The following is a 24112-nucleotide window of genomic DNA, read 5'->3' on the forward strand; positions in this document are numbered from 1 at the left end:
CTCTATTGAATAACATGGTTAGCAAGCTCTAATAATTTAGAACTGATTTGGATATTAGTTTCGCGGGCTTTTTTTAAATTGATGTCAAACTTGACCACATTTCCGAGTTTGATAAAACCAATCATGCCGCCTTTCTCAGTAAAGTTTTCAATATCGCTGATCGTTAAGATCGGACTGTTGTTGATTCTAGCGAGCAGTTCGCCGGTGAATACTTCTTCAGACGGTGCAATAAACACTACTGTGCAGTTTGGTAAGTCTATTTTATTCGGATAAATTATCTGAAGTGGCCGGTTTCGGACTTTGAGTGTATTAAGTTTTTGAGACTGAATGCCAAAGGGGTTATCGCCATAGATACAGATATTGATGCTGCTATTGGTGGGTTCTTCAGGCCAGGTAATAAATTTTATGAAGTTATAAAGGTAAACTGCTTTAACGTCATTTTCAGAACGAGCTTGTACCGTCGCGCTTAGGGTTAAAAGCAGTAAAATAGCTATTTGTACAACGCTTTTTCCTCGTTGGCTTAGCATTAATCCCTTGATAATCTAAGTTGAATTTTTTTTATACTTAATTTGAGGTAAATTTTAGGCGGCTATACCAAGGCTGTAAAGCGCTAAATTGATTATGGTTATGCTTAAAAAATTGTCTTTTTAGTCAATTAGGTGTAGACCTACCATTATAACGTTCAACATTTTAAGGTTAGCCTACTTACTATCACGGGTTACTGTTGCTTTTTCGATTAGAGGGAAACATATGTCTGAGCTACATCCATCGTTAAGAGACAATGTGAGGATGCTAGGGGAGCTTCTTGGCGGGAGCATTGAAGAACACCTCGGAGAGGACTTCTTAAATAAAATTGAAGCCATCCGAGCAGCGGCTAAAGATGACCGTGGACGCATGGGTGAATCGAGCCCTGCGCTACTAAAAACGCTTTCTGAGATGAAGGATTCTGAGCTTGTTCCGGTAACGCGTGCATTTAACCAGTTTTTGAACCTTGCCAATATTGCAGAGCAGTATCACGGTATTCGACGCCATCGCGAGAGTGACTCGGTTGATGATGTTGAGTCAGTTGCAGAGTTGTTAACTCGGTTAAAAGCAGCGGGTGTTAGCCATGATGACATTCGTAAGCTTATGGGAGAGTTAAAAGTTGAGTTTGTGCTCACGGCTCATCCAACCGAAGTTACGCGCCGTACATTGATTATGAAGTATGAATCAATTGCTGATTGTTTAGCGTCACTCGATCAAACCGATTTATCAGTTGGTGAAAAGCAAGCAATTGTCGAACGGTTACGAATATTAGTGGCAGAAGCTTGGCACACGGATGAAATACGGCATGACCGTCCAACTTCTGTTGATGAGGCTAAATGGGGGTTTGCAGTCATCGAAAATAGCCTTTGGCATGCGGTGCCTAAATTTCTTAAGCGTATGGATCAGGCGCTTACTAATGAATTCGATGAAGGGCTTTCTATTGATGCTTGTCCTATCCGTATTGCTTCATGGATGGGCGGTGATCGAGATGGGAACCCCAACGTGACGGCGCCGGTTACGCAAGAAGTGATGCTATTAAGTCGGTGGATGGCCGCAGACCTATATCTTCGCGATATAAATATTTTAAGAAACGAATTATCGATGTGGGATGCCAGCGAAGAGCTGCATCAGCAGGCGGGCGAAAGCCGAGAACCTTATCGTGAGGTGTTAGGGCGTTTACGCAAGCAGCTAATGGCGACTCGGCAGTGGGCAGAACAGGCGATAGAGTGGCTTAAACAAGGGCACTCAGACCTACTGGCTCCAGCCCCCGAGGTGCTGCTCGAAAACAGTCGTTTAGTTGAGCCCTTATTAATGTGTTATCGCTCACTTATTGAAAAAGGCCTGCATACCATCGCGAATGGGCAGTTGTTAGATACCATTAGACGCGTGCACTGTTTTGGTTTGGAATTAGTAAAACTCGATATTCGCCAAGACTCTGAACGTCATCGAAATGTTTTAAATGAAGTCACTCAATATTTAGGTTTGGGTGCGTTTTCTGAGTGGAGTGAAGACGAAAAAGTAGCGTTTTTAGTCAAAGAGTTACAGGGTAACCGTCCGTTAATTCCCCAAAAATGGCCGGCTTCGGATGAGGTAGCTGAAGTATTATCAACTTGCCGTGTTATCGCTCAGCAGCCGCCAGAGGCGCTAGGCTCTTACGTTATATCGATGGCTGGCCTGCCGTCTGATGTTTTGACTGTTATTTTACTACTCAGAGAATGCGGTATGACGCATCCTATGCGCATTGTACCGTTGTTTGAAACACTCGATGACCTACGCTACGCTCCGGAGTGTATAGACCGGTTGCTCTCTAATGACTGGTATAAGGCGTACACCCAAGGGCATCAAGAAGTGATGATTGGTTACTCAGACTCAGCTAAAGATGCAGGACAGATGATGGCTGCGTGGGCACAGTATCAAGCGCAAGAAAAGCTCGTCGTCACAGCAGGAGAGCATGGTGTACGCTTAACGCTCTTTCATGGTCGCGGCGGCACCGTGGGGCGAGGCGGTGGCCCAGCTAACCGTGCTATTCGCTCACAACCGCCAGGATCGGTTAATGGCACCTTTAGAATTACCGAGCAGGGCGAAATGATCCGTTTTAAATTTGGTTTGCCTAAAGTGGCAGAGCAAAGTTTAGCGGTTTACACCACTGCTGTGATTGAAGCATCACTATTGCCGCCGCCTCAGCCTAAAGATGAGTGGCGAGAGATGATGGATTGGCTAACCGAGCGATCATTGGCCTCATATCGTCATATCGTACGAGAGCACCCTGATTTTGTAAGCTACTTTCGATCGGGAACACCTGAGCAAGAGCTTGGTAAGCTTGCCTTGGGTAGCCGTCCGGCGAAACGAAAGGCAACCGGTGGGGTTGAAAGCTTGCGGGCTATACCGTGGATTTTTGCCTGGACGCAAACCCGCTTAATGCTACCTGCTTGGCTAGGGGGTGATGAAGCTATCAAGGCGGCATTGGATGCAGGTAAAACCGCTACTTTACGAACAATGATAGAAGAGTGGCCTTTCTTTAAAACCCATATTGATATGCTAGAGATGGTCGTCGCTAAGGCCGACACTCGCATAGCGCGCTACTATGACTATCGCTTAGTCTCTGATGATTTAAAGCCTCTAGGTAGGCTATTAAGGCAGAGGCTAAAAGATACTGTGTTATGGGTGAATGAATTGAAGCAGCAAGATTCATTGCTGCGAGATAACCCTGTATTTAAGCATTCGATGATCGTGCGGAACCCCTATACCGATCCGTTGCATTATCTTCAGGCTGAATTGCTAAAAAGAGTGAGATCAGAGGATGATGTGAGTATTGAAACCGTCGAGCGAGCGTTAAAAGTCACGATGGCTGGTATTGCCGCAGGTATGAGGAATACAGGGTAGGTTACCCGCCTCTTATCATATCTTTACAAAACGTAAACTTTGGCTACAGGGATTTGTGACCTCGTCGTCATGTAGTCAAAGTTTGACGCGCTAAACTAGCGACATTCTTTAGTTGAGGTGGTGTTTTTGTGCCAATAGCCGTTAGGTTGAATCAGTATCTTGTTCGTCAAAACGTGTTTGTTCATGAAATTTCTCATGAGCGAGCGGTGTCTCTTGATTGTGCAATCAGTAAAGCCCATGTAACGCCTGAGGCCACCTTAAAGTCAGTTTTGCTGATTGATGTTAAGGGGGTTGTAATGGCTGTTTGCCCTTTCCCTACTGATTTAAATATTGATGCCGTTAATCAAGTATTGGGGCGAAACCTTCAACCGTTGACGTCGGAGCAGTCTGATAAACTATTCACAGACTGTGAGACTGGCGCACAGCCTCCCGTGGGCGGCGCTTACGGCATACCGATGATTATAGATGACTCATTATTAGAACAAGATCTGTTTTATCTTCAGAGCGGATGTAATACCACAATGCTGCAGATGGATGGTCGATCATTCAGGCTGGCTATTGCAGGGGCAGCTAAAGGCGCAATTGCAACATGGAAAGAAGGCACACTCAGTGCTCCATTGTTAACGAATGGCAATATCTCGATTGATGATGTCGCTAAAAAATTAGAAAAGCTTTATCGCCTGCCACCGATGCCGGCAATAGCGGTAAAAATCCTTCATCTTGTTACTGACCCAGACTCATCGGTTGGAGAGTTAGCCGATGTCATTGAGTGTGACCCCAGTCTAGCCGCACAAATTATGCGTTATGCGCGCTCTGCCTTGTTTAACTATCAGGGTGACATCAGAAGCGTGCAAGACGCTGTTAATATCGTGCTTGGCTTCGAACGTGTGGCTCATATCGCGATGGGTGTGGCGGCCTCTAAAGCATTTGAGATACCAAAAGAAGGCCCGTTAGGCCTTGATGCATTTTGGAAACACACGCTTTATACCGCAAACTTATGCCAGCAATTGGCGCCCAAGCTCCCAGCAGAGGCGGGTGTTGACCGTGGTTTAGCGTACCTTGTTGGCTTACTTCATAATTTTGGCTTATTGCTTGTAGGGCATTTGTTTCCACCTGAGTTCTGTATGCTAAATAAGTTAAGAGAGGCCAGTCCTGAACAATCGATGGAGGCTGTCGAACAGCAGGTATTCGGTATGGGGGGCGCGCAAGACTTAATAGCATTAGGACATGGCACCATAGGTGGGATTCTTCTGAGAATGTGGAACCTGCCCGAAGAGGTGGTGAAATCAGCAGCGATGCACCAGACGATTGGCTATGAAGGTGACTGCCAAAATTATGTGCAGTTGGTGCAACTAGCAAATTGCCTACTTAAACCTTTTGGCATTGGTGATGAACTCAATGAACAAGACCCAGAACCGTTAATAGAAGCGCTTGGGTTAACGGTTGAACACGCGAATGAAGTGACTGAAGCTGTCATGGCGTGCTGTGGCGATTTAGATGCAATGGCGGCCGAAATGGCAGCTTAATCTTTGAACTCTGAACTATCTCCTTTTTCCTTTCTGTTGCCTTTTATTACCTCAACTTCGTATAATGTCCGGCTCGTCATTGCAGGTGCTTGATAAAAAGCAAATCTAATACCTGTCTTTTTTGACGTAACTATTTGATAATTCATTGAATTAGCAAGGGAGTTGCAGTTAATGGAATGACTTACAGTTGTGGCTTGGTAGTGGTTATTAGCTAAACAAGATTGATTAAACCGTTTGAATCTTTCAGTACAAGGTCGTATTGCGAGGGTTTGATTTCTTGATCAGGATCGAGTGATATAGCAGAAATATAAGGCCACACGTCAATTAACGTAAAACTGTAAGACGAAAACGTATTTTAAACATTTTATTTATAAAACTATGGGAGCAATCCAGCAATGCGAGTCATTTTATTAGGCGCACCGGGCGCGGGTAAAGGCACACAGGCGCAATTTATCTCAGAGAAGTACGATATTCCTCAAATTTCAACGGGTGATATGTTGCGTGCAGCAGTTAAGGCCGGCACTCCTTTGGGAATCAAAGTAAAAGAAGTCATGGCATCTGGTGGCTTAGTGTCTGATGAAACTATCATCGCATTGATTCAAGAGCGTATTAAAGACAAAGATTGCGAAAATGGTTTCTTGTTTGATGGGTTTCCTCGTACGATCCCACAAGCAGAAGCACTAAAAAACAACGGCATTAAAATTGATTCTGTCGTAGAGATTAGTGTTGATGATGAAGAAATTATTGGACGTTTAAGTGGGCGTCGAGTTCATGAAGCGAGCGGCCGTATTTACCATATTCAGCACAATGCACCAAAGGTTGAAGGTAAAGATGATGAAACGGGCGAGCCATTGATCCAGCGTGAAGACGATTCTGAAGCAACTGTTCGTAAGCGTTTGGACGTATATCATGCTCAAACAGCGCCATTAATTGAGTACTACCAAGGCTGGGCAAAAGACGACGCAGAAAATGCGCCAGTGTATGTTGCAGTTAAAGGTGTAGGCACCGTTGACGATATTCGTGCAAAAGTTATTGCTGGCTTAGAAGGTTAATACCTACTAGCGATCGTTATATGAGAGGGGATGCCCTCTGAAAGGGCTGTATCCGATTACCGGTACAGCTTTTTTTTTGAACACCTTATTTTGAAATGACCTGATATTTGGTTTTTACGTCAACCTGAGAGATAGAACAATGGCTTGTATACTGGCGCTCGATACGTCGTCTGAAGGTTGCTCTGCGGCCCTCATTAAAGAAGGCCACGTGACCAGCGCCTACGAAGTCGTGCCACGTGACCATACGCGTAAAATTATTCCGATGATTCAGCAAGTGCTAAAAGATAGTGGCACCCGAGCAGACGAGCTTGATGCTATTGCCTTTGGCCGAGGGCCAGGCTCTTTTACGGGGTTGCGTATTGCGGCTGGGGTGACTCAAGGTTTAGCCTATGGGCTCGGCATTAAAGTAGTGCCAGTATCGACTCTTGAGGCTATGGCGCTCGAGGCGTTTATGGTTGGCGGACACCAGCAAGTGGTAACCGCTATAGATGCCCGTATGGATGAAGTGTATTGGGGGGCGTTTGAAATTGCCGACAATAAGGTGATTGCAATTCAACCCGAGTGTGTTTCTAAACCAGAGCAGGTAGCGCTTGCTGAAGGCCGTTTTGACGGGGTTGGTAGTGCAAGCGTTGGTCAGTTTTCGGGGGTAGGGAGTGGCTGGTCGTTTATTCAGCGAATGCCTGAGACGGTGCAAAATAGAGTGGCTGTAGTCGACGAAGCGTTAATGGCGAAAGCAGAATATATTGCTAAAATCGCGGACAGTAAATTTAGCGCATCAGGCGGGGCTTCAGATGATATTGTTTCGGCAGAATTCGCTATACCGGTTTATTTACGTGATACGGTGACTTGGAAAAAACTGCCAGGGCGGGAATAAAAAATCACAATAGGCATTACTGTTACTAAAGAGCTGTCACTAAAGCAGTTGCTGTCATTCCCGCGAAGGCAGGAATCCATTGCTATTAGGCACCTTATAAATCAGATATCGGCCTCCGCAAGGATGACAACATACTTCATCAACGACTTACATACAGATAAGCACAAGGAACAAAAATGGATTGGTTTCAAACATTAGCGCTGGCATTAATACAGGGGCTAACGGAGTTTTTGCCCGTATCAAGCTCTGCCCATTTGATTTTGCCTTCACAAGTGCTGGGATGGCAAGACCAAGGGCTTGCATTTGATGTAGCTGTTCATGTGGGAACGTTACTTGCAGTGGTGCTATATTTTAGACGAGATGTTATTAGTCTGACTCTTTCTTGGGTCGACAGTGTGGTTAAACGCAAAAATAGTGATGAAAGTCGTTTGGCTTGGTTGATTGTCTTAGCCACCATCCCCGCAGGAATCGCAGGGCTATTGCTGGATGATTTTATTGAAGAGAATCTACGATCGGCGGCTGTTATTGCCACTACGACTGTATTGTTTGGAGTGGTGTTATGGTGGTCAGATTTCAACGGTAGCCGCGAACGTTCGTTAAAAGCAATCAATTGGAAAGACGCCCTCATCATCGGTTTCTCTCAAGCGTTGGCGCTAATACCCGGAACCTCTCGATCAGGTATCACCATGACCGCTGCTTTGTTAATAGGCTTTAGTCGTGATGCGGCTGCACGTTACTCATTTTTACTGTCAATTCCGTTGATTGCTGCAGCGGGCTTGTTAAAAAGTGTTGAGCTTGTTCAAACCGGTACGGATGCACAGTGGACCATGATTGGCGTGGGTACGGTTGCGGCCTTTTTAAGCGCTTATGCCTGTATTCATTTGTTTCTGAGTTTTCTTGAGCGCATTGGCTTTACACCTTTTGTCATTTACCGCCTTTTACTCGGTGCGGTTTTAGGGCTATATTTATTGCTGTGATGCATCGGTTTAGATCAATAGGCGAAATACGGTAGGTTAAGGTTGGATATAAATAACGCGATTATTCCTGTAAATGTTAATCGTCCTCTTAATGAGGGGGTTAATACTCGGCTGCCTCAAACGAATGAGGTGTCTGAAGCAGGAAGAGAGCGTCGTGCTGATCGCGTCAACCGAGATACTATTGACCCTGCTGAATTGCAGCGCAGGGTAGAGCAGAAACAAGCCTCTCAGGCGATTGATGTTAGTCGCTTTAAATCTAATGAGTCTTTATCTTTAAATACTCAGCAAGCGCTTAATACTTACCAGCAAACAGAAATAGCCGCACAAGAGTTCGAAGGTGGCGTATTAGTCGGTATCGACCTGTTTGCTTAGATGAATGTCTTCAAATGAATCCAATTGATATCAAAGAAACTCTAGCGGTGTCCGTAAGTGCGGGCGGCGATCAGGCCGCGGCTAACGATTTTGCACAACGCTTAGGGTTAGAAGTACTCGGTGAGGTGAAACCCTCAAAAGAGCGTCGTTTTCCTTTTTTGATGATTTATGACTCAACGGGTCCTTCTTTGGTGGAAACCGGAAAAGGGGCACCCGGGCCTGTTAATGCTGATTTTGTTTCAGGTAAGGTTGATCATAGACGCAAATTTGGAGGCGGCAAAGGTCAGATGATCGCCAAAGCCGTAGGCCTAAAGTCAGGCATCACACCACAGGTGTTAGACGCAACCGCCGGCCTAGGTCGAGACGCGTTTGTATTAGCTAGTCTAGGCTGCCAGATGACACTTTTAGAACGATCGCCTGTAGTGGCTGAGCTTTTATCGGCTGGGCTTGAACGTGCCCGTTTATCTTACGATGTAGCCCCGATTGCGTCGTTAATGACCTTAATTAATGCCGACAGCATTGAATGGCTAACGGCTCAAACAGAGCCTGTGGCGGATGTTATTTATCTTGACCCGATGTTTCCTGATCGTGACAAATCATCACTCGTTAAAAAAGAAATGCGGCTGTTTAAGCCATTGGTGGGTGGCGACTTAGACGCTGCTGAGCTACTTAAGGCCGCGTTAGAAAAAGCGCGCTACCGTGTTGTGGTTAAACGACCTCGTAAAGCACCTGAGATTGAAGGTATTAAGCCTACTTTGAAGCTAGAGGGTAAAAGCAGTCGTTATGATGTTTATACGTTGAAGTCATTAGATGGACTGAAAGGGGGATAATAAAATACGGTTTATTGGTAACCTAAAGCCGGCTGTCCTCTGTTGTCATCCCCACCTTCGCGGGGATGACACTAAACACCAGAGCGACACAAACACCATTAACGCAGCCCTTGTAGCCTTGATGCAGCGAAGCGGAATCAGGGTTTTAACAACCCTTAGCTCAGCGTCGTCACCTGCAATACACTTTGTCGCATTTCTGCATTCAAAACGAGCTTAGCGTCTTCTACAACGGCGGCTAATTTATCAGTGTACACTAGCTTACCGTCTTCATCTTCGGTGATGATGTTGTTTTCTTTCAAATTCGCAATAAAGTGTCTGAATAGCGACTTATCAAAAAACTCAGGCGCATTGAGTCCATAAAGAATCGACATCCGTTGAGCCATCTGAGTACTTTGTTCTTCAAGCTCCGTTGCATCGATAACCCCAGGCCCTTGATTACGCAGTACCGCAATACTAATGTAATAGCGCTCGATGGTTTGAATAATAAAGCGCGCCAATACGCTGAGTAATACAAAGTTAGCCGACCCGGTGCTTGGGCGACAAAGACTATCACCTTCAACGTGCAGCAGGTCGTTGCTGATCAATATGTCTATCCATTGTTCGATGACATCATCAATTTCGTCTTTGCTCCAGTGTATGAATAGCTCCGCTTTTATATAGGGATAAATAGAGCTGACTAAGAATACGACTTTTTCCCTTTTCATCATTGGGTTGTTCTGAAAAAGGCTAGCGACAAGCGCGGGCACTGCATACAAATGAAGAATATTGTTTCGGTAATACGTCATCAGTGTTGCGTTATTTCCCTCTAAGGTGATGATGTCACCTAAACTTTGCTTCTGTCGTGAGATCAAGCCCATTTCTTCAGCATATTCTAACCAATCTTTGCCGCAGCCATCGGGGTACGATATATGAGGGCTGTATGGCATCTGTTTTAGAAGATTACTAAATGTGTCCATCTGGCTTGCTAAAATTTTCTCATCCATCGATTGTTTGGCCGTCGATAGAAGAATTAACCCTGTCATGTTGATTGGGTTAATTGATGACGCATCATTGATACGAGTCGTGATCTCATCTGCGAGGTCGTTTACAACCGCGTTGAGCCATTTTGGACGATACTCTGCATCATAGGCTTGATCTTTCCATTGAGGCTGCTGCTGGTTTAAAAACTCAGTTAAATAGATCGGCTCGCCAAAGTTCACATTTACTTTACCGAATGACTTTCGGAGGTTTGAAAGTGATCTAAATAGCCCAAAAACGGATTCTTTCTCTTTCTTTTTGCCGCGCAGTTCACCTAAGTACGTTCGTCCTTCGAGTACTTTTTCATAGCCTACATAAACAGGCATAAAGGCGATAGGTTTGCTGCTGTTTCGCAAGTAACTTCGCACGGTCATGGCGATCATGCCTGGGCGAGGCTGCAACATTCTACCGGTGCGGCTTCGACCTCCTTCTACAAAGTACTCAACAGAGTAGCCTTTTGAAAACATTTGATAGAGGTATTCGTTAAAGATTGCGGCATAGAGCTTGTTATCTTTAAAGCTTCGGCGCATAAAGAAAGCACCGCCACGGCGAAGTAATGGTCCAATGATAGGCATGTTGAGGTTAATGCCCGCCGCGATGTGAGGCACCATGACACCGTGCTTGTATAGTACGTATGAAAGCAGGAGATAATCGATGTGGCTTCTGTGACAGGGTACGTAGATTACCGTGTTTTCTTTTGCGATCTCCTGAACCGTTTCAATATTTCGAATATTGACCCCGTTGTAAATTTTATTCCATACCCAAGATAGGATTCGAGATAAAAAACGAATCACCGTCATGGAGAGGTTAGACGCTATTTCGTCACCGTACTTAATGGCTCGCGCTTTTACCTTCTCAGGTGAAATATCTTCTTCTTTAGCGGTTTCCCGGATAACGTCTTTAACGGCCGTGCTGTGGATGAGTGACTGAACTAATGTGCGACGGTGGGATAAATCAGGGCCAAGAATAGCTTGCCGGGTGCGGCGGAAATGTACGCGTAATATTCTTGCCAGCTTACGTGTAGCGATTTCTTCGTTATTTTCAGTGTCGCTTTTTTTATCATTAACGATGGCCTGCAATGATATAGGCTTACTGAATTGTACAAAGGTACTTCGCCCATGAATCAAAATGATTAAAAACTTTTGTAAACGACCGGCTACCGACCAGCTATCAGACAAAAGCATTTTAAACATCGACTTCTGTTTCTCCGGCTCTCGGCCCCATAGCAATGAAACAGGTACAATTTGAACATCTATTTCAGGATTGAGGCCCGCTTCGTGCACCATTTGCTTCAAACGTTCTGTTACTGTTGGGCTTTGGCGCTTTCGAAACCATTGTCCCTGTCGTGAATATAGAAAGAAGAATGAGCGGCGAATATCTTTGTCGCCAATGGGAAGTGGTGCTTGTGAAGAGGGAAGGTCAGCTGCGAGGCACTCTTGCTCTAGCACCAGACGACTAGAAAATGAACTGTACTGCAATACATAGCAAACAGGCTTATCGGGGTCTAATTGCAAAAACGCTTTATCGTTACCGACAACTTCAGTTTTAACCCAGAAAAAAAGTATCTTTCTCAAAATAGTGAAGAAAAAGGAGCTTAATCCTAAAAAGTGGCTCATAGTCTCATCTTGCGTGGTTGAATAGTAATGGTAAGTTTATCTGTTAAGGCTCAAGGTAGTAAAGCCGAAACCTTTCAATAACATTACCAAAAAGTATAAGAGATATTTCTTTTTGTCTATGATTTCACCTATTTAAGCGCTTGAAAAGCATATAAACTGTTCATATATTTTGAGTGCTAGATAGACGTATAGAAGTGTCATTGATACGTATATATAAATAGAAAAGAGGGAGTTATTCACTCGTCATGATCCAAATTTCAGAATTAACGCGAAGGTTTGGCCCATTTACAGCCGTAAATAAGGTCAGCTTTAATGTTAAACTAGGCGAAGTACTAGGCTTTTTAGGCCCTAATGGTGCGGGCAAATCAACTACCATGAAGATGATTACCGGTTTTTTAGCGCCGACCTCGGGGCAGGTGACGGTAATGGGACAAAATGTTGCTAAAAACCCAATGAACGCTCAAAAACAGATGGGGTATTTGCCTGAAGGAGCGCCTTCTTATGGGGATATGACTGTTCTGAACTTCTTACGCTTTATTGGCAAGGTTCGGGGTTTTAGTGGTGAAGCGTTAGATCAACGTATTAACAAAGTGGTTGGGCAGGTCGCTTTATCAGAGGTGCTTAATCAGCGTATCGAAACCTTATCAAAAGGGTTTAAGCGTCGGGTCGGCATTGCTCAAGCCATTATTCATGATCCTCAGGTATTGATTCTGGATGAACCAACAGATGGGCTCGACCCTAACCAAAAGCATCAAGTTAGAGAACTTATTCGGAACTTGTCTAAAGATAAAATAGTCATTATATCAACACATATTCTTGAAGAAGTAAGCGCCGTGTGTAGCCGGGCTTTGATTATTTCTTCAGGCAATATTGTGTTTGACGGAACACCCGCCGAGTTAGCAGCTAAATCAAAATACCATAATGCTGTCACCGTAAAGTTCACCCACCCTTACGAAGTAAAGCAAAAACTTGAATCGCTCGTTAACGTTTACGGTATTGAATGCGATGATGAAAGTGGCCTGATTACGGTCTTTCCTGAAACCGGTAAGTCGGTGCTTAAACAGGTGAATGAGCTGATCCACGCACAAGATTGGGAGGTTGAAGAGTTTCATGTTGAAAAGGGCCGGCTTGATGATGTGTTTCGTCAGGTAACCGTAGGGGAGATTGCATGATGGGAACTCAGATCATTATGAGGCGTGAGCTAGCTAGCTATTTCACGACACCTTTAGCATATATATTTATCGTCATATTTTTGATGATGTCGGGTGTGTTCACCTTTTATTTGGGGCGATTTTTTGAGCGGGGTCAGGCTGACTTAATCTCATTTTTCAATTTTATACCTTGGCTCTACCTTATTCTGGTGCCTGCTATCGCGATGCGATTATGGTCTGAAGAACGTAAAAGCGGGACGATAGAATTGTTGATGACATTGCCTATTACTGTTGTGCAAGCGGTATTAGGGAAGTTTCTCGCGGCATGGTTATTTATTGGTGTCGCATTGATGTTAACGTTTCCTGTTTGGGTGACGGTGAACTATCTTGGCGAGCCAGACAATGGCGTTATATTAGCGAGCTACTTAGGCAGTTGGCTAATGGCGGGTGGCTTCTTGGCCATAGGATCATGTGTTTCAGCAGCGACTAAAAGTCAGGTGGTCGCGTTTATTTTAACGCTGGTTATTTGCTTTGTATTTGTTGCGGCTGGTTTTCCAATGGTTTTGGATGCCTTTACTGAATGGGCGCCACTCTGGCTGATTGACGGTATCTCTTCGCTAAGCTTTTTAACCCATTTTGATGCAGTTTCAAGAGGTGTCATTGACCTTCGTGATTTGCTTTATTTCTTAATAATGACGGTGTGCTGGTTAACGGCAACCACGATTGTTATCAACATTAAAAAAGCAGATTAGGGTAGGGAATTAGATTAATGAAAAATATCATGCATTCTAAAACTGGCCTGATTGTTATTCTGGCCATATTTATTGTCTTTTCGTTACTGAGCGCTCGACTGTTTAACGGGGTGCGTTTTGATTTAACAGAAGGGCAGCTGTACACGCTGACAGATGAAACACAAAAAATACTGAGTGAACTCGACTCACCGGTCACGTTAAAACTTTATTTTTCTGAAAAAGCGACAGCCGAATTGCCAGGGCTAAGAACGTATGCTCATAGAATCAAAGAACTGCTAGATGAGTATGCGACTTTGGCTGACGGTAAACTAACCGTTTCGTTTGTTGACCCCATCCCATTCTCTGAAGAAGAAGATGAAGCCTCGGCAGCAGGTCTTCAGGGGGTTCCAGTGGGGATTCGAGGGGATGAGATATTCTTTGGTCTAGTAGGCACTAATGACAGTGACGGGGAAGAGGTTATTAGCTTCTTTCAGCCCGATAAAGAGCAGTTTGTAGAGTATGAACTCACCAAACTAATTTATAACTTATCTAACCCTGAGCTACCGGTCGTAGGTATTATTAGTGGTGTGAACATTAACGGCGGCTTTGATTATATGACTCAGCAGCGCCAACCTGCTTGGGTGGTGATGCAACAAATGGAAGACCTGTTTGATGTGCGACCACTGGCAGAAGATATTGACGCCATTGATGCTGAGGTTGACATTCTATTATTGGTACACCCTAAAGATCTCTCTGAACAGACGCTGTTTGCTATTGATCAATTCGTGATGAAGGGGGGGCGTACATTGGTGTTTGTTGATCCGTTTGCTGAAGCGGACATACCACCCGCGCCGATGGCCGCAACGGCAAGTCGACGCTCTGATTTATCACCTCTATTTGCCGAATGGGGTATTGCGCTTCAAGACGCACATATTGTAGGGGATTTTATTAACTCACTCGTGGTGAATATGGGGGGAGGGCGTAATCCGGTTCGTCATATTGGGCTACTAGGTCTTGATTTAGGTGCGTTTAATGATCAAGACGTGGTGATGGCAGGGTTAGAAAGTATTAATCTTTCATCAGTCGGCATTCTAGATACTGTTGAAGGCGCTACTACTCAGGTTGTACCGTTAATACAGTCAAGTATTGAGTCTCAGCCTCTGGAAGCTGATCGCTTAAAAGCGTTACAAAATCCAGAATCGTTAATGGAGTCATTTACGCCAACGGGTAAGCAGTATACATTAGCGGCTAGAATAACAGGGGCTGCCAATTCGGCTTTTCCTGAAGGTGTGGAAGTAGAAGAACGGCAGGTGGTAGAAGAAGAGCCCGGTGTACCTGAGGCAGAACCTGTAATGGTTAAGCGATTATTGGTTCCAGATGTGCTCAAAAACGATAATATAAACGTTATTGTAGTGGCCGATACCGATATACTTAGCGATCGACTATGGGTTCAAGTGCAACAGTTTTTTGGTCAGCGCGTTGTGTCGCCGTGGGCTGATAATGCAGGATTTTTGATCAACGCACTTGAAAACCTAGCCGGTAATGAAGACCTCATAAATATTCGTAGCCGCGGTCGTTTTTCGAGGCCTTTTACAAAGGTCGAGGAACTACGAAGACATGCTGAAGAGCAATTCTTAGCGCAGCAGCAAGTGCTACAAGAGCAGTTAGAGCAGACCGAAGCGAAGCTGCTTGAGATGGAGCAGATACGCGGAGGCGGCGACAGCGCGATTTTGTCTGAAGAGCAGGCATTAGAGCTTGCACGTTTTCAGGATGAGAAAATCAAAATAAGAAAAGAGCTTCGTGATGTACAGCATCAATTGGATAGGGATATTGAATCATTGGGTACAGAGTTAAAAATGATCAATATTTTCTTGGTTCCATTACTTCTAACATTATTGTTAGTGCTTATGAGGTTTATCAGAAAGCGTGTCGCTTAGCACTTTAAAGGAGGCCGCAGCGCGGTCTCCCACTGTCATGGTGTTCGATTCAGGTGTAGGCGGTCTAAGCGTCTGTGAATCAATCCTTTCTTTGTGCCCTGGCGTTCGCATTATCTATATAGCGGATAATGCGTCGTTTCCTTATGGCACTAAATCAGAAGATTATCTTCGAAGTAGAATTACGACTGTTTTGTCAGCACAGTGTAAACGCTATCAGCCCGATATGCTGGTGATTGCCTGTAACACAGCGAGTACCTTAGTGCTCTCTGACTTGAGAGCAATGCTAAGCATCCCTGTGGTCGGTGTTGTGCCCGCTATTAAGCCTGCGGCAGAGTCAACGCAAACGGGGGCTATTGGTCTTCTGGCCACTTCAGCAACAGTTCAGCGGCACTATACTAATCAGTTAGTCGCCGACTTTGCTTCTCATTGTGATGTTATTCGGGTGGGAAGCAGTCGATTGGTTGAAATGGCAGAACTTTATCTAAGGGGGGAGGAGATTAATGAGGCAGAATTAGCGAGCATTTTAGCGGACTTTTTTTGTGAAACATTAGCTCAACCAGTGGATAAAATTGTGTTGGGCTGCACACACTTTCCGTTGCTGAAATCGCAGTTGAACAATTGTGCGCCTCAGCAGGTTGAATGGGTAGACTCAGGTAGCGCTATTGCTAAGCGTGTCAAAGGCCTATTTGAGTCAGCAAACTTAACAATAGACGCCTCCGTCAAGCCGGTCCATCAAGTTCGCTTTACGGGTGAGGCGGTTGCCAATGAACACTTTAATCAGCGGCTTTCGTCATTGGGTTTTCAGGATTTTGAAATTCAAGAATATATAAACTAAAGTGCTGCTTAGTGGAAATCGCTTATAGCCATAAGTTGCATTACCAATAATACTAACGTCCAGAATGATCTGAATGTTAACCGTCAATGAAAATTGTTAGGGGATAATAATGAAAAAATGGTATTTAGGTGCAGTGCTAGGCTTGGTTGCATTGATTGTAGCGGGCTGTGCAAGTTTTGGCGATTTTGGCAGAGTCATTAATGTGGGTATGGCGACGAACTATGCACCACTGGCTTTTGAGAAAGATGGAAAAGTACAAGGTATGGAAGTTGACTTTGCCAATGCGCTGGGCGAGTCGCTTAATGCCTCTATTAATATAAAAACGTATGCTTGGGAAGATCTGCTTGAGGCTTTGGACTCTGGAGAAGTAGATGTTGTAATGTCTGGTGTATCTATGACTGAGAAGCGCAAAGGCATGGTGATGTTCTCTGAGCCTTATATGGAAACAGGGCAGATGGCGATTATCAGAGCTGATGACGCTGGGCACCTATCATCCACAATCGAGTTGATGTCTGGCAATCACCGTGTCGGTTACTCATTGAATACAACGGGTCAGCAATTTGTGACCAATAAGCTGAAAAATTCAGAACACGTGAGTTTTGCCACGACTCAAGAAGGAATAGAAGGTTTGATCAATAATAACATTGACTACTTTGTGCATGACGCACCAACGGTTTGGCAGCTAACGAGTTCGTACCCGACCGATGAGCGGTTATTTGGTCTTTATACCCCGCTAACAGACGAGTATTTAGCATGGGCTGTAAAAACGGGTAACGAATCGCTTCAGAAAGAGCTTAATACCACATTAGAACGCTGGAAAGAGAATGGTTTTTTAACGTCAACGATAAGCAAATGGATACCCGTATCCGTTGTATTATCTGAACCTGGCGTATAAGCGCCTAAGGTTTATTGCAATCATAAAAAAAGGCGGATCATTTCAGAAATCCGCCTTTAATGTTCTAGCTATTTTTATTATTGTTAGTCTAAATTCTACTCGTACAAGACTTACTCTAAGTATTTAGATAACCTTAGTGAGCTTAAATATTGAGATAAAGGCTCTAAGGGGTAATGCACCTTTGTGTGCGCAATAAGTTTTCTTAATATCGCCTCTAAAACGCCCTTTAGTGAAGACGAGCCCTTTAAAGTTATAGAGCGAGTTACCTTTTTCATAAACTAGGTTACTAATGCTACGTAATATCTTTGATTCTTGAGGTTCTATTTCATCAGCCAGCATCAACGGTATTAGGCCAAGATCAAGGTAAGGTACGCCTTCTTCTTTGAATACTTCCATCGCATGAGTCATTAGCGTATAAAAAATACCCTGTTTAAACTCCGCATTTGCACGTGAGATATTGGGTACGTAGCTAATGATCTCATTGTTGCGATAAATGGGATCAAAGTAGACAAAGCCAACCGCTTTGTCGCCTTCATACGCATAAAAATGTCGCTCGTTTTCTTTATAATCCATCTTCATTGGACGAATCAAAAAGCTAATCTCGTTACTTTTACACTTGCGTGTCTTGATCCACGCGTCTGATATTTCACGTGTGTGGTCATCACTAAAGCGTTCTTTAACGGTGATGCCATTCTTTTCGGCCTGGTTAATGGCTGTACGAAGAACCTGCTTCTTTTTACCCTTTAGAGACCAATTCTTTAAATCGATGGTTGATTCAGAACCAAATTGTGTCCCGTAAAGGCCGAACTTTTCATGAAGAATGTCCACAACAGGCTTGCTGATCTGGATATAGCTAGCATTAGGGAACTTTTTGTGAAAAGCCGTGACGATAAGCTCGAAATCTTTTTTGTCTGAAACGGGGTCAGACAACACAAAGGTTGCCCCCCACTGTTTCATATATCCGATGTAGCCAACGTTTGGGATGTCAAAATACTGCATGCCAGGCTGTAGCGTAGAGAACGACTGGGAATGGGTGCCGTACTTTTTAAGGTACTCAACCCTTTCAGAGAACGTAAAGCTATTCTCGCTCGTAATGTTTAATCCGTTATGAACTAATGCTTGATTATTCATTCCAGTGTCTCCTATCGGGTTTTTCTATTTTTTATTTTTGTTATTTATTTGTTATTTATGTTGAGCTTTCTTAATTAGGCTTGTTTCTGACCCATAATGGACCAGTAGCAATTTAGCCCTAAAAACCTGAACTGCTTTTGGTCTTTAATGGTAAGACCCAGTTCTTTCATGATTTCGGGATAGTTATAAATATTGTGCATTGCATTATTAGCAGCGACCCAGAAGATCGTTACAGCACCGTACCAGTATGCTTTTTGCAGTGTACGGTTAATAATGTTGCCTGACGGGTATTCAAAGTCACCGATCACAACTTTTGCTTTAGGCTTGGCGCACTTCATTAGGTGACGCAGGATTTCAAGCATCATCTCTTCACTGAACACATTTAAGAAGAAGTTAGCAACGACCATGTCGTACTTCTCAAACTCTTCAAATTTAAGAATGTCGCTGTGAACCTGTCTGATGGTGAGGTTGTCAGGGTGTTTATCAACGGCCTCTTTAAATTTACGAAGCATGGTTTCTGATAAATCAACGACCGTTACATCGGCACCTAGCTCGGCTGCTTTAATGGCATCCTTACCATGTCCGACACCGGCGATCAGAATTTTGTCGCCAGGCTTAACGTGTTCTGCATCGAGCATTGCTCTTTTACAGTTATGGATAGACTCTCCGCCATAAATACTACTGAGGAGGTCGTATGCAGGACCAATAAACTTATACTTATCTTTCATGCTCAATCTCTTGTTGTTTTACTGCAAGTCCGTCGCATTAAATTATTGTCGGTTGCTTTTTCAGCTTTAGAACTGATCAGCTTTTGATGGAATCATGGTAAAGAAGCGACCTCTCAAAAGCTGTGAGGCAACACTCATTTTTGTTTGCAAAACTTAACAAAACGTAAAATATTGCAAAAAAAACAGTGAAAAAATCTGAGTGTTAGACAAGATTTTTTGGATTGTTAGACAATTAAAAATCGGCTTTAGAGTCGCATTATTACTGGGTTTTAGGCTGGTAGGTGTAAGTCTTGGAGCCTATACGGTATGAAAAGGACGAGTTTGTTAGTTCCTACTTTAACAGGAGAGGAGGTGGGTGCTTATGGATGATTTGGTAAACGCTTTAGCCCCCCTGGCAATACACTTGAATCCATTGCTGCTACTTGCTTATTGGGTTAACTGGCTTTTGATTGAGCACCATGATTGATTAGTTGAATGGTTTCATCTGCCGGTCTGGCTTTGCCAAAGAAGAACCCTTGTATTTCATGACAGCCTAAGCTTTTGAGATATTCGAGTTGGCTTGCGGTTTCGACGCCCTCAGCAACGATATTGAGCTTTAACCCATGTGCCATAGCAACAATCGCATTAACAATACAGGCATCATTGTCTGAGCTCTGAATATCATGCACAAACGATTGATCGACCTTCAAAGTATGAATTGGAAGCTTATGGAGATAGTTCAGTGATGAGTATCCTGTTCCGAAATCATCAATAGCGATGGTGATCCCATGATCGGCTAACTTACTTAGTTTTTGAATCATGTGCTCGAGGTCATTCATGATAACGTTTTCAGTGAGCTCAATTTCTAAGTTCTCGGGTGGAAAATTATGCTCTTCAAGTTGTTGGAAGAGCATATCTACAAAGCGAGGGTGTTCGACTTGAGATGGCGAAAAGTTCACCGCTAGTCGTATATCTTTATGGCCTGTGTCGATCCAACTTTTAACTTCAGCACAGGCTGTTGCAAGTACCCATTCGCTGATATCTACGATGAGCTTGGTTTCTTCAGCTAACGGAATAAATTCTGATGGATAAATAATGCCGCGTTCTGGGTGATGCCACCGAATGAGCGCTTCAACTCCGATAATTTCGTCGGTTTTTGCATTAATCTGCGGCTGATAATAAACCCTGAATTCTTTGTTATCGAGTGCGTTACGCATGTCTCGTTCAATTTTAAGTCGGTTTGAACACGTTACATTCATTGTGTCAGAGTAAAACTTGTAACCATCCTTTCCTCTGCCTTTAACGTGATACATGGCAATGTCAGCATTTTGAATAAGTTGCTCGACGCTGTTACCGGCTTCACTATACATTGCGATGCCTACGCTGACGCCCACAAAGACTTCATGCTCGCCCAGTATAAAGGGCTCTTTAAGTACGTTAATTACTTTTCGAGCAATTTTGCGAGCGTCTTCTTTTGATGAAATATCGGGTAGCAGGAGTGTGAATTCGTCTCCACCAAAGCGGGATAGTGTATCGCCTTCTCGTAAGCAGTTTTCGAGGCGCATAGAGACTGACTGAAGTAAGCGGTCGCCCATAGCGTGCCCCAGAGTGTCATTCACAACCTTGAAACGATCAAGATCCAAAAACATCACCGCAAGACTTTGCGTGTTTCGCTTGGCATGCGTGATAGCTAGGCTTAGTCGATCTTTAAAAAGGGCTCGGTTAGGGAGGCGTGTTAAAAGGTCGTGATAAGCCTGAAAATTGATAAACTCTTCGGCTTCTTTTCTTTCTGTGATGTCTCGAGCGGTACCATAAGTGCCTATTAGTTGTTTAAGGCTGCTGCCTGGTGTGTTACTTACACTAGATGTACTGCTTTCAATGGGAAATACCGTTACTTCAAAATAGCGTTGAGCTCGACTATCTCCACGAGACTTAAGGTGTAACTCAATGGTTCTCGTAGTGCGGCCACTCTGTTCGTTATCTTTAAAAATGTAGCCTGCACGCTCAGCATCTTTGTTATTTATAATGAGTTCATAGTGCTGGCCAAGTAATTCTTGCTTTTGATAGCCCAGAACAGACTCAACCTTATTATTAATAAAGGTAAATCGACCTTCACGGTCAAGCATAAAAACGATATCGGGAGAGCTATTTACGATGTATCGATGCAGTTCTTCAGACTTTTTAAGGCGAATTTGCATGGCGTTATGCGCTTTTTCTAATAGCTTTTTTTGCAACGCATTTTCGACTGTTGCTAATAACTCTTCAGGCACATAAGGTTTTTTAAGGTAGTCATAAGCTCCACGACGAAGCGCTTTGCTGACAGCTGAAAAGGAAGATTCACCACTCACCACTATAGTGGCTGTGTTGATTTGCTTTTCAGACATGAAATCCATGACCTGATGCCCGCTAAAGTCACCCATGCGCAAGTCTAGTAATACAAGATCATACTGTTGTTTACTGAGTTGCAAACAGGCATTTTTGCCGCCAAGTGCTGTATCCACCTGATAGTGGTTAGCAATTAATAGCTCTTTAAGGCTGGTTAATAGTCGCTCTTCATCGTCAACAACAAGAAGGCGCGCTTTATTTATATTTATAGACAGGTCAATGTCTTTAATATCAGCGTTCATACTGCACTTATGACCTACTCAAGTTTCATTATTATCATGAGTTGTCCTCCTTAACTTACATTAATGTCCTTTGGCTCTTCGCCAGACTAGTTGCGCTATTGGTTAGCAGCAACTAACACCCTTTTTTAATTTAATCGATATTTCTCACAGGTATGAGTATTTGTATTTTTGTACCCGTTTGATTGCTTCTACAGCTAATAGTGCCACCCATTTCTGTGACTAAGTTTTTTGTAATACTTAAACCAAGCCCTGAATGCCTCTGTCCTTTAGTGGTGGTAACAGGTTGGAATAGATTACTGAGTATGTCGTCAGGTATTCCAGGGCCTTTATCAGTCACGACTATTTCTATGAAGTCCCGACCATTTACATTCACGTTATGGGAGGTTTTTAAGTAGATGTCACCCCCTGACTCCATCGCCTCTGAGGCGTTTTTGATCAGGTTTGTGAGTACTTGTCGAATCGGGTTTCGGTTGCCTTTCTGGCGTTTTAATTTGTTGTCTAATGATACGTGGCAATTGATTGCATGACTTAAATATAGTGACCCTTGAAACAGCTTATTGAGATCCATAATTTCCCGGTTAATGTCTACACCTGGCGCTTGATCTGCTTCTGTGTGTTGGAGGTCTCGTAGTCTTAGGATGATTTGGCCCGCGCGGTCAATTTCTTCTTTTAGAATATCAATTTCAGACTGTATTTCATGCGCATTACCGAGCTTTAGGGCAAGCCCTTCAAGGTAGTTTCTGACGATGCTGAGCGGATTGCTGGCTTCATGTACTGCATCATTTATTTTTAGTTGAAGTTCTTCTTCTGTTAATGAAGTTGAAGACTCGGTAATCGTGTTATTGAGTCGTTCGCACGCATTGGCTACCTCTGATGAAAAGCAATCAAGTAGGTGTAAGGTGTTTGGGGTGATGCTTTTTTCAGAGGATGTTCCCATCACTAACACACCCATAACACAGCCATTAATGGTCATGGGGACAGATACAATGTGACGGTTTTGGGTGATCTTAACGAAGTGTTGGTCAATAGCGGGTAGCGCTTCGGGAAAAAGAGTTTGGTTTGCAGAGTGGATAATGGTTTTGCTAGTGACGGAACGGGCGATTAAGCATCTGGCTGGCTGAAGCGAGATTGAAAGCGTTGTTTCGGAAGCTGAGTGATCCAAGTCTGAAAAATGCTGATATTTTAGAATACCATCAGTAGGATCAATTAATAATACTTGCGAACCCTTATACCCAAACAGCAGTTCAGCGGCTTCCTGAATGCCTTGAAATAGTTGGGGGAGCGATGTTGATTGTGAAAGATGATTATTGGCCGATTGCAATAAGCCTATATTTCTGACTTGTTCGGCCAACGCCACCTGTTTCTTCTTATCGGTTTCGGATTCAAGGTCATTACCAGGGCGACTATCAATATCGATCTTGAGTGATTTAGCAATTTTAACCACTTCGTTTTGAATCTGAGCGACTATCTCTGACGTTAATGCAGCCGAGAGACCAAACATGCTTTCTGCTATTTCAAAACTTTCGGGCTCATCGAGTGCGTTTTCTTTACTCAGTTGGCTAGATAAAAATATGAGTTTGACGAGGTGGTGAGCATCGAGCACTGCATTAACGGGGGCGTGGTGGAAGCGAATAGCATCTGAGGCAAATGTGCCAAGGTTCCATTCATCAATGAGCCAAGCACCTACGTCAGAATGATGGGTTAGAAATAGTGTGTGCTCAATTTCTATGCGGGTGTGTTCATTTGCTTCATTCTGAATCAGCTGGCTGTATTGATCGGGGTAATTTGTCTCAAGCACTAATTCGCCAATATTATGCAAAAGCCCAGTTAGGTAAGCTTGTTCTGGTTGCTGATAGCTCGTTAAAGTCGCCAGCGCTTTAGCCAATAGGGCGCATGAGAGAGAGCGCCGCCAGAAGTGTTTCAAATATTGAGTATGGGTCGTATTAAAACCAGAAAAAAACTGTTGCACTGACGCGGTGATAACAACCGTTTTTATAGTTTCTGTGCCGAGTACTAATAAGGCTCTTTCCAGAGAGTTTATGTTGCCTCCTCTGGAGTAGAACGATGAATTGGCAAGAGAAATGACGCGCGCAGAAATTGCAGCGTCACGACTAATAATATCGGATACCTGCTGGAAATTGGCGGTACTACTTTGGCAAGCGACCAACATATCGACCAATATATGAGGCAGAGAAGGTAGCTTATTTACCTTAAGTGCCTCAAAAATGGCATCCGGCTTATTTGTCATCTATTTACTTCTTTATATTATTATTAAGTGATCACTCATTACTTAAAACGGTGAGGACACTCTTTATTATTTAATTTTTAGTAAACATTCGCAGTTAACTGCTTCAGTTTTTTTTAATAAAACAATGCTACTTTCCTACTAAGTAGCCTCTTTTTGGCTACAAACACGCCTTGCTTGT

At 43.7% G+C, this 24112-nt stretch carries 18 protein-coding genes; 12 read left to right on the forward strand and 6 right to left on the reverse strand.

Annotated elements, in window-relative coordinates; all coding sequences use genetic code 11:
• Positions 1–2: 2 nt before the first annotated feature.
• A complete protein-coding gene (locus NKI27_RS05125) occupies positions 3–527 on the reverse strand; it encodes a YfiR family protein (protein ID WP_265048613.1) in 525 nt (174 codons plus the stop codon).
• A gap of 223 nt (positions 528–750) precedes the next feature.
• Between NKI27_RS05125 and ppc the strand changes: the two genes are divergently transcribed.
• The 7 genes from ppc (at position 751) to NKI27_RS05160 (ending at position 9039) form a co-directional block, all read left to right on the forward strand.
• Positions 751–3408, forward strand: coding sequence for a phosphoenolpyruvate carboxylase (ppc, locus tag NKI27_RS05130; protein WP_265048614.1), 2658 nt, complete (start codon positions 751–753; stop codon positions 3406–3408).
• A gap of 128 nt (positions 3409–3536) precedes the next feature.
• Complete coding sequence (locus tag NKI27_RS05135; protein WP_265048615.1) at positions 3537–4934, forward strand: HDOD domain-containing protein; 1398 nt, start codon at positions 3537–3539, stop codon at positions 4932–4934.
• 395 nt (positions 4935–5329) lie between these two features.
• Positions 5330–5986 (forward strand): adenylate kinase, encoded by a 657-nt coding sequence (gene adk, locus NKI27_RS05140; protein ID WP_265048616.1) that lies wholly within the window; start codon positions 5330–5332, stop codon positions 5984–5986.
• Positions 5987–6125: 139 nt separating this feature from the next.
• Positions 6126–6860, forward strand: coding sequence for a tRNA (adenosine(37)-N6)-threonylcarbamoyltransferase complex dimerization subunit type 1 TsaB (tsaB, locus tag NKI27_RS05145; RefSeq protein WP_265048617.1), 735 nt, complete (start codon positions 6126–6128; stop codon positions 6858–6860).
• A 176-nt stretch (positions 6861–7036) separates the two neighbouring features.
• The gene (locus NKI27_RS05150) at positions 7037–7837 is read left to right on the forward strand and encodes an undecaprenyl-diphosphate phosphatase (protein WP_265048618.1); all 801 of its coding nucleotides are present in this window, start codon (positions 7037–7039) and stop codon (positions 7835–7837) included.
• A 42-nt stretch (positions 7838–7879) separates the two neighbouring features.
• Complete coding sequence (locus NKI27_RS05155; protein WP_265048619.1) at positions 7880–8209, forward strand: hypothetical protein; 330 nt, start codon at positions 7880–7882, stop codon at positions 8207–8209.
• A 14-nt stretch (positions 8210–8223) separates the two neighbouring features.
• Entirely contained in the window at positions 8224–9039 is an 816-nt protein-coding gene (locus NKI27_RS05160) for a class I SAM-dependent methyltransferase (RefSeq protein WP_265048620.1), read from the forward strand.
• A 155-nt stretch (positions 9040–9194) separates the two neighbouring features.
• Here NKI27_RS05160 and plsB read toward each other — a convergent pair whose 3' ends face one another.
• Positions 9195–11672 (reverse strand): glycerol-3-phosphate 1-O-acyltransferase PlsB, encoded by a 2478-nt coding sequence (plsB, locus tag NKI27_RS05165; protein WP_265048621.1) that lies wholly within the window; start codon positions 11670–11672, stop codon positions 9195–9197.
• Positions 11673–11917: 245 nt separating this feature from the next.
• Here plsB and NKI27_RS05170 point away from each other — a divergent pair, with 245 nt between their 5' ends.
• From NKI27_RS05170 to NKI27_RS05190, 5 genes are all read left to right on the forward strand, one after another.
• Entirely contained in the window at positions 11918–12844 is a 927-nt protein-coding gene (locus NKI27_RS05170; protein WP_265048622.1) for an ABC transporter ATP-binding protein, read from the forward strand.
• On the forward strand, positions 12841–13575 hold the full coding sequence (locus NKI27_RS05175; RefSeq protein WP_265048623.1) for an ABC transporter permease: 735 nt from the start codon (positions 12841–12843) through the stop codon (positions 13573–13575). The genes NKI27_RS05170 and NKI27_RS05175 overlap by 4 nt, the downstream gene beginning before the upstream one ends.
• Positions 13576–13592: 17 nt before the next feature.
• Positions 13593–15491, forward strand: coding sequence for a GldG family protein (locus NKI27_RS05180; RefSeq protein ID WP_265048624.1), 1899 nt, complete (start codon positions 13593–13595; stop codon positions 15489–15491).
• The gene (murI, locus tag NKI27_RS05185) at positions 15481–16326 is read left to right on the forward strand and encodes a glutamate racemase (RefSeq protein ID WP_265048625.1); all 846 of its coding nucleotides are present in this window, start codon (positions 15481–15483) and stop codon (positions 16324–16326) included. Before NKI27_RS05180 ends, murI begins: the two co-directional genes overlap by 11 nt.
• Positions 16327–16435: 109 nt before the next feature.
• Positions 16436–17221, forward strand: coding sequence for a substrate-binding periplasmic protein (locus NKI27_RS05190; protein ID WP_265048626.1), 786 nt, complete (start codon positions 16436–16438; stop codon positions 17219–17221).
• A 123-nt stretch (positions 17222–17344) separates the two neighbouring features.
• Here NKI27_RS05190 and NKI27_RS05195 read toward each other — a convergent pair whose 3' ends face one another.
• The 4 genes from NKI27_RS05195 to NKI27_RS05210 all read right to left on the reverse strand — a co-directional run bounded on the left by NKI27_RS05195 (position 17345) and on the right by NKI27_RS05210 (position 23934).
• A complete protein-coding gene (locus NKI27_RS05195) occupies positions 17345–18352 on the reverse strand; it encodes a DUF2156 domain-containing protein (protein ID WP_265048627.1) in 1008 nt (335 codons plus the stop codon).
• A 74-nt stretch (positions 18353–18426) separates the two neighbouring features.
• Complete coding sequence (locus tag NKI27_RS05200; RefSeq protein WP_265048628.1) at positions 18427–19080, reverse strand: class I SAM-dependent methyltransferase; 654 nt, start codon at positions 19078–19080, stop codon at positions 18427–18429.
• Positions 19081–19514: 434 nt separating this feature from the next.
• The gene (locus NKI27_RS05205; RefSeq protein ID WP_265048629.1) at positions 19515–21686 is read right to left on the reverse strand and encodes an EAL domain-containing protein; all 2172 of its coding nucleotides are present in this window, start codon (positions 21684–21686) and stop codon (positions 19515–19517) included.
• Between the two features lie 130 nt (positions 21687–21816).
• Positions 21817–23934 (reverse strand): HDOD domain-containing protein, encoded by a 2118-nt coding sequence (locus NKI27_RS05210; RefSeq protein WP_265048630.1) that lies wholly within the window; start codon positions 23932–23934, stop codon positions 21817–21819.
• Between the last annotated feature and the right edge of the window lie 178 nt (positions 23935–24112).

This window comes from Alkalimarinus alittae, assembly GCF_026016465.1.
In the GTDB taxonomy this organism is placed as follows: Bacteria; Pseudomonadota; Gammaproteobacteria; order Pseudomonadales; family Oleiphilaceae; genus Alkalimarinus; species Alkalimarinus alittae.

Bases quoted from the DNA above. Each gene is read 5' to 3' on its own strand.
- NKI27_RS05125 (WP_265048613.1), bottom strand. From the start codon at position 527: ATGCTAAGCCAACGAGGAAAAAGCGTTGTACAAATAGCTATTTTACTG.
- ppc (WP_265048614.1), top strand. From the start codon at position 751: ATGTCTGAGCTACATCCATCGTTAAGAGACAATGTGAGGATGCTAGGG.
- adk (WP_265048616.1), top strand. From the start codon at position 5,330: ATGCGAGTCATTTTATTAGGCGCACCGGGCGCGGGTAAAGGCACACAG.
- tsaB (WP_265048617.1), top strand. From the start codon at position 6,126: ATGGCTTGTATACTGGCGCTCGATACGTCGTCTGAAGGTTGCTCTGCG.
- NKI27_RS05150 (WP_265048618.1), top strand. From the start codon at position 7,037: ATGGATTGGTTTCAAACATTAGCGCTGGCATTAATACAGGGGCTAACG.
- NKI27_RS05160 (WP_265048620.1), top strand. From the start codon at position 8,224: ATGAATCCAATTGATATCAAAGAAACTCTAGCGGTGTCCGTAAGTGCG.
- plsB (WP_265048621.1), bottom strand. From the start codon at position 11,672: ATGAGCCACTTTTTAGGATTAAGCTCCTTTTTCTTCACTATTTTGAGA.
- NKI27_RS05170 (WP_265048622.1), top strand. From the start codon at position 11,918: ATGATCCAAATTTCAGAATTAACGCGAAGGTTTGGCCCATTTACAGCC.
- NKI27_RS05175 (WP_265048623.1), top strand. From the start codon at position 12,841: ATGATGGGAACTCAGATCATTATGAGGCGTGAGCTAGCTAGCTATTTC.
- NKI27_RS05180 (WP_265048624.1), top strand. From the start codon at position 13,593: ATGAAAAATATCATGCATTCTAAAACTGGCCTGATTGTTATTCTGGCC.
- NKI27_RS05190 (WP_265048626.1), top strand. From the start codon at position 16,436: ATGAAAAAATGGTATTTAGGTGCAGTGCTAGGCTTGGTTGCATTGATT.
- NKI27_RS05195 (WP_265048627.1), bottom strand. From the start codon at position 18,352: ATGAATAATCAAGCATTAGTTCATAACGGATTAAACATTACGAGCGAG.
- NKI27_RS05200 (WP_265048628.1), bottom strand. From the start codon at position 19,080: ATGAAAGATAAGTATAAGTTTATTGGTCCTGCATACGACCTCCTCAGT.
- NKI27_RS05205 (WP_265048629.1), bottom strand. From the start codon at position 21,686: ATGAACGCTGATATTAAAGACATTGACCTGTCTATAAATATAAATAAA.
- NKI27_RS05210 (WP_265048630.1), bottom strand. From the start codon at position 23,934: ATGACAAATAAGCCGGATGCCATTTTTGAGGCACTTAAGGTAAATAAG.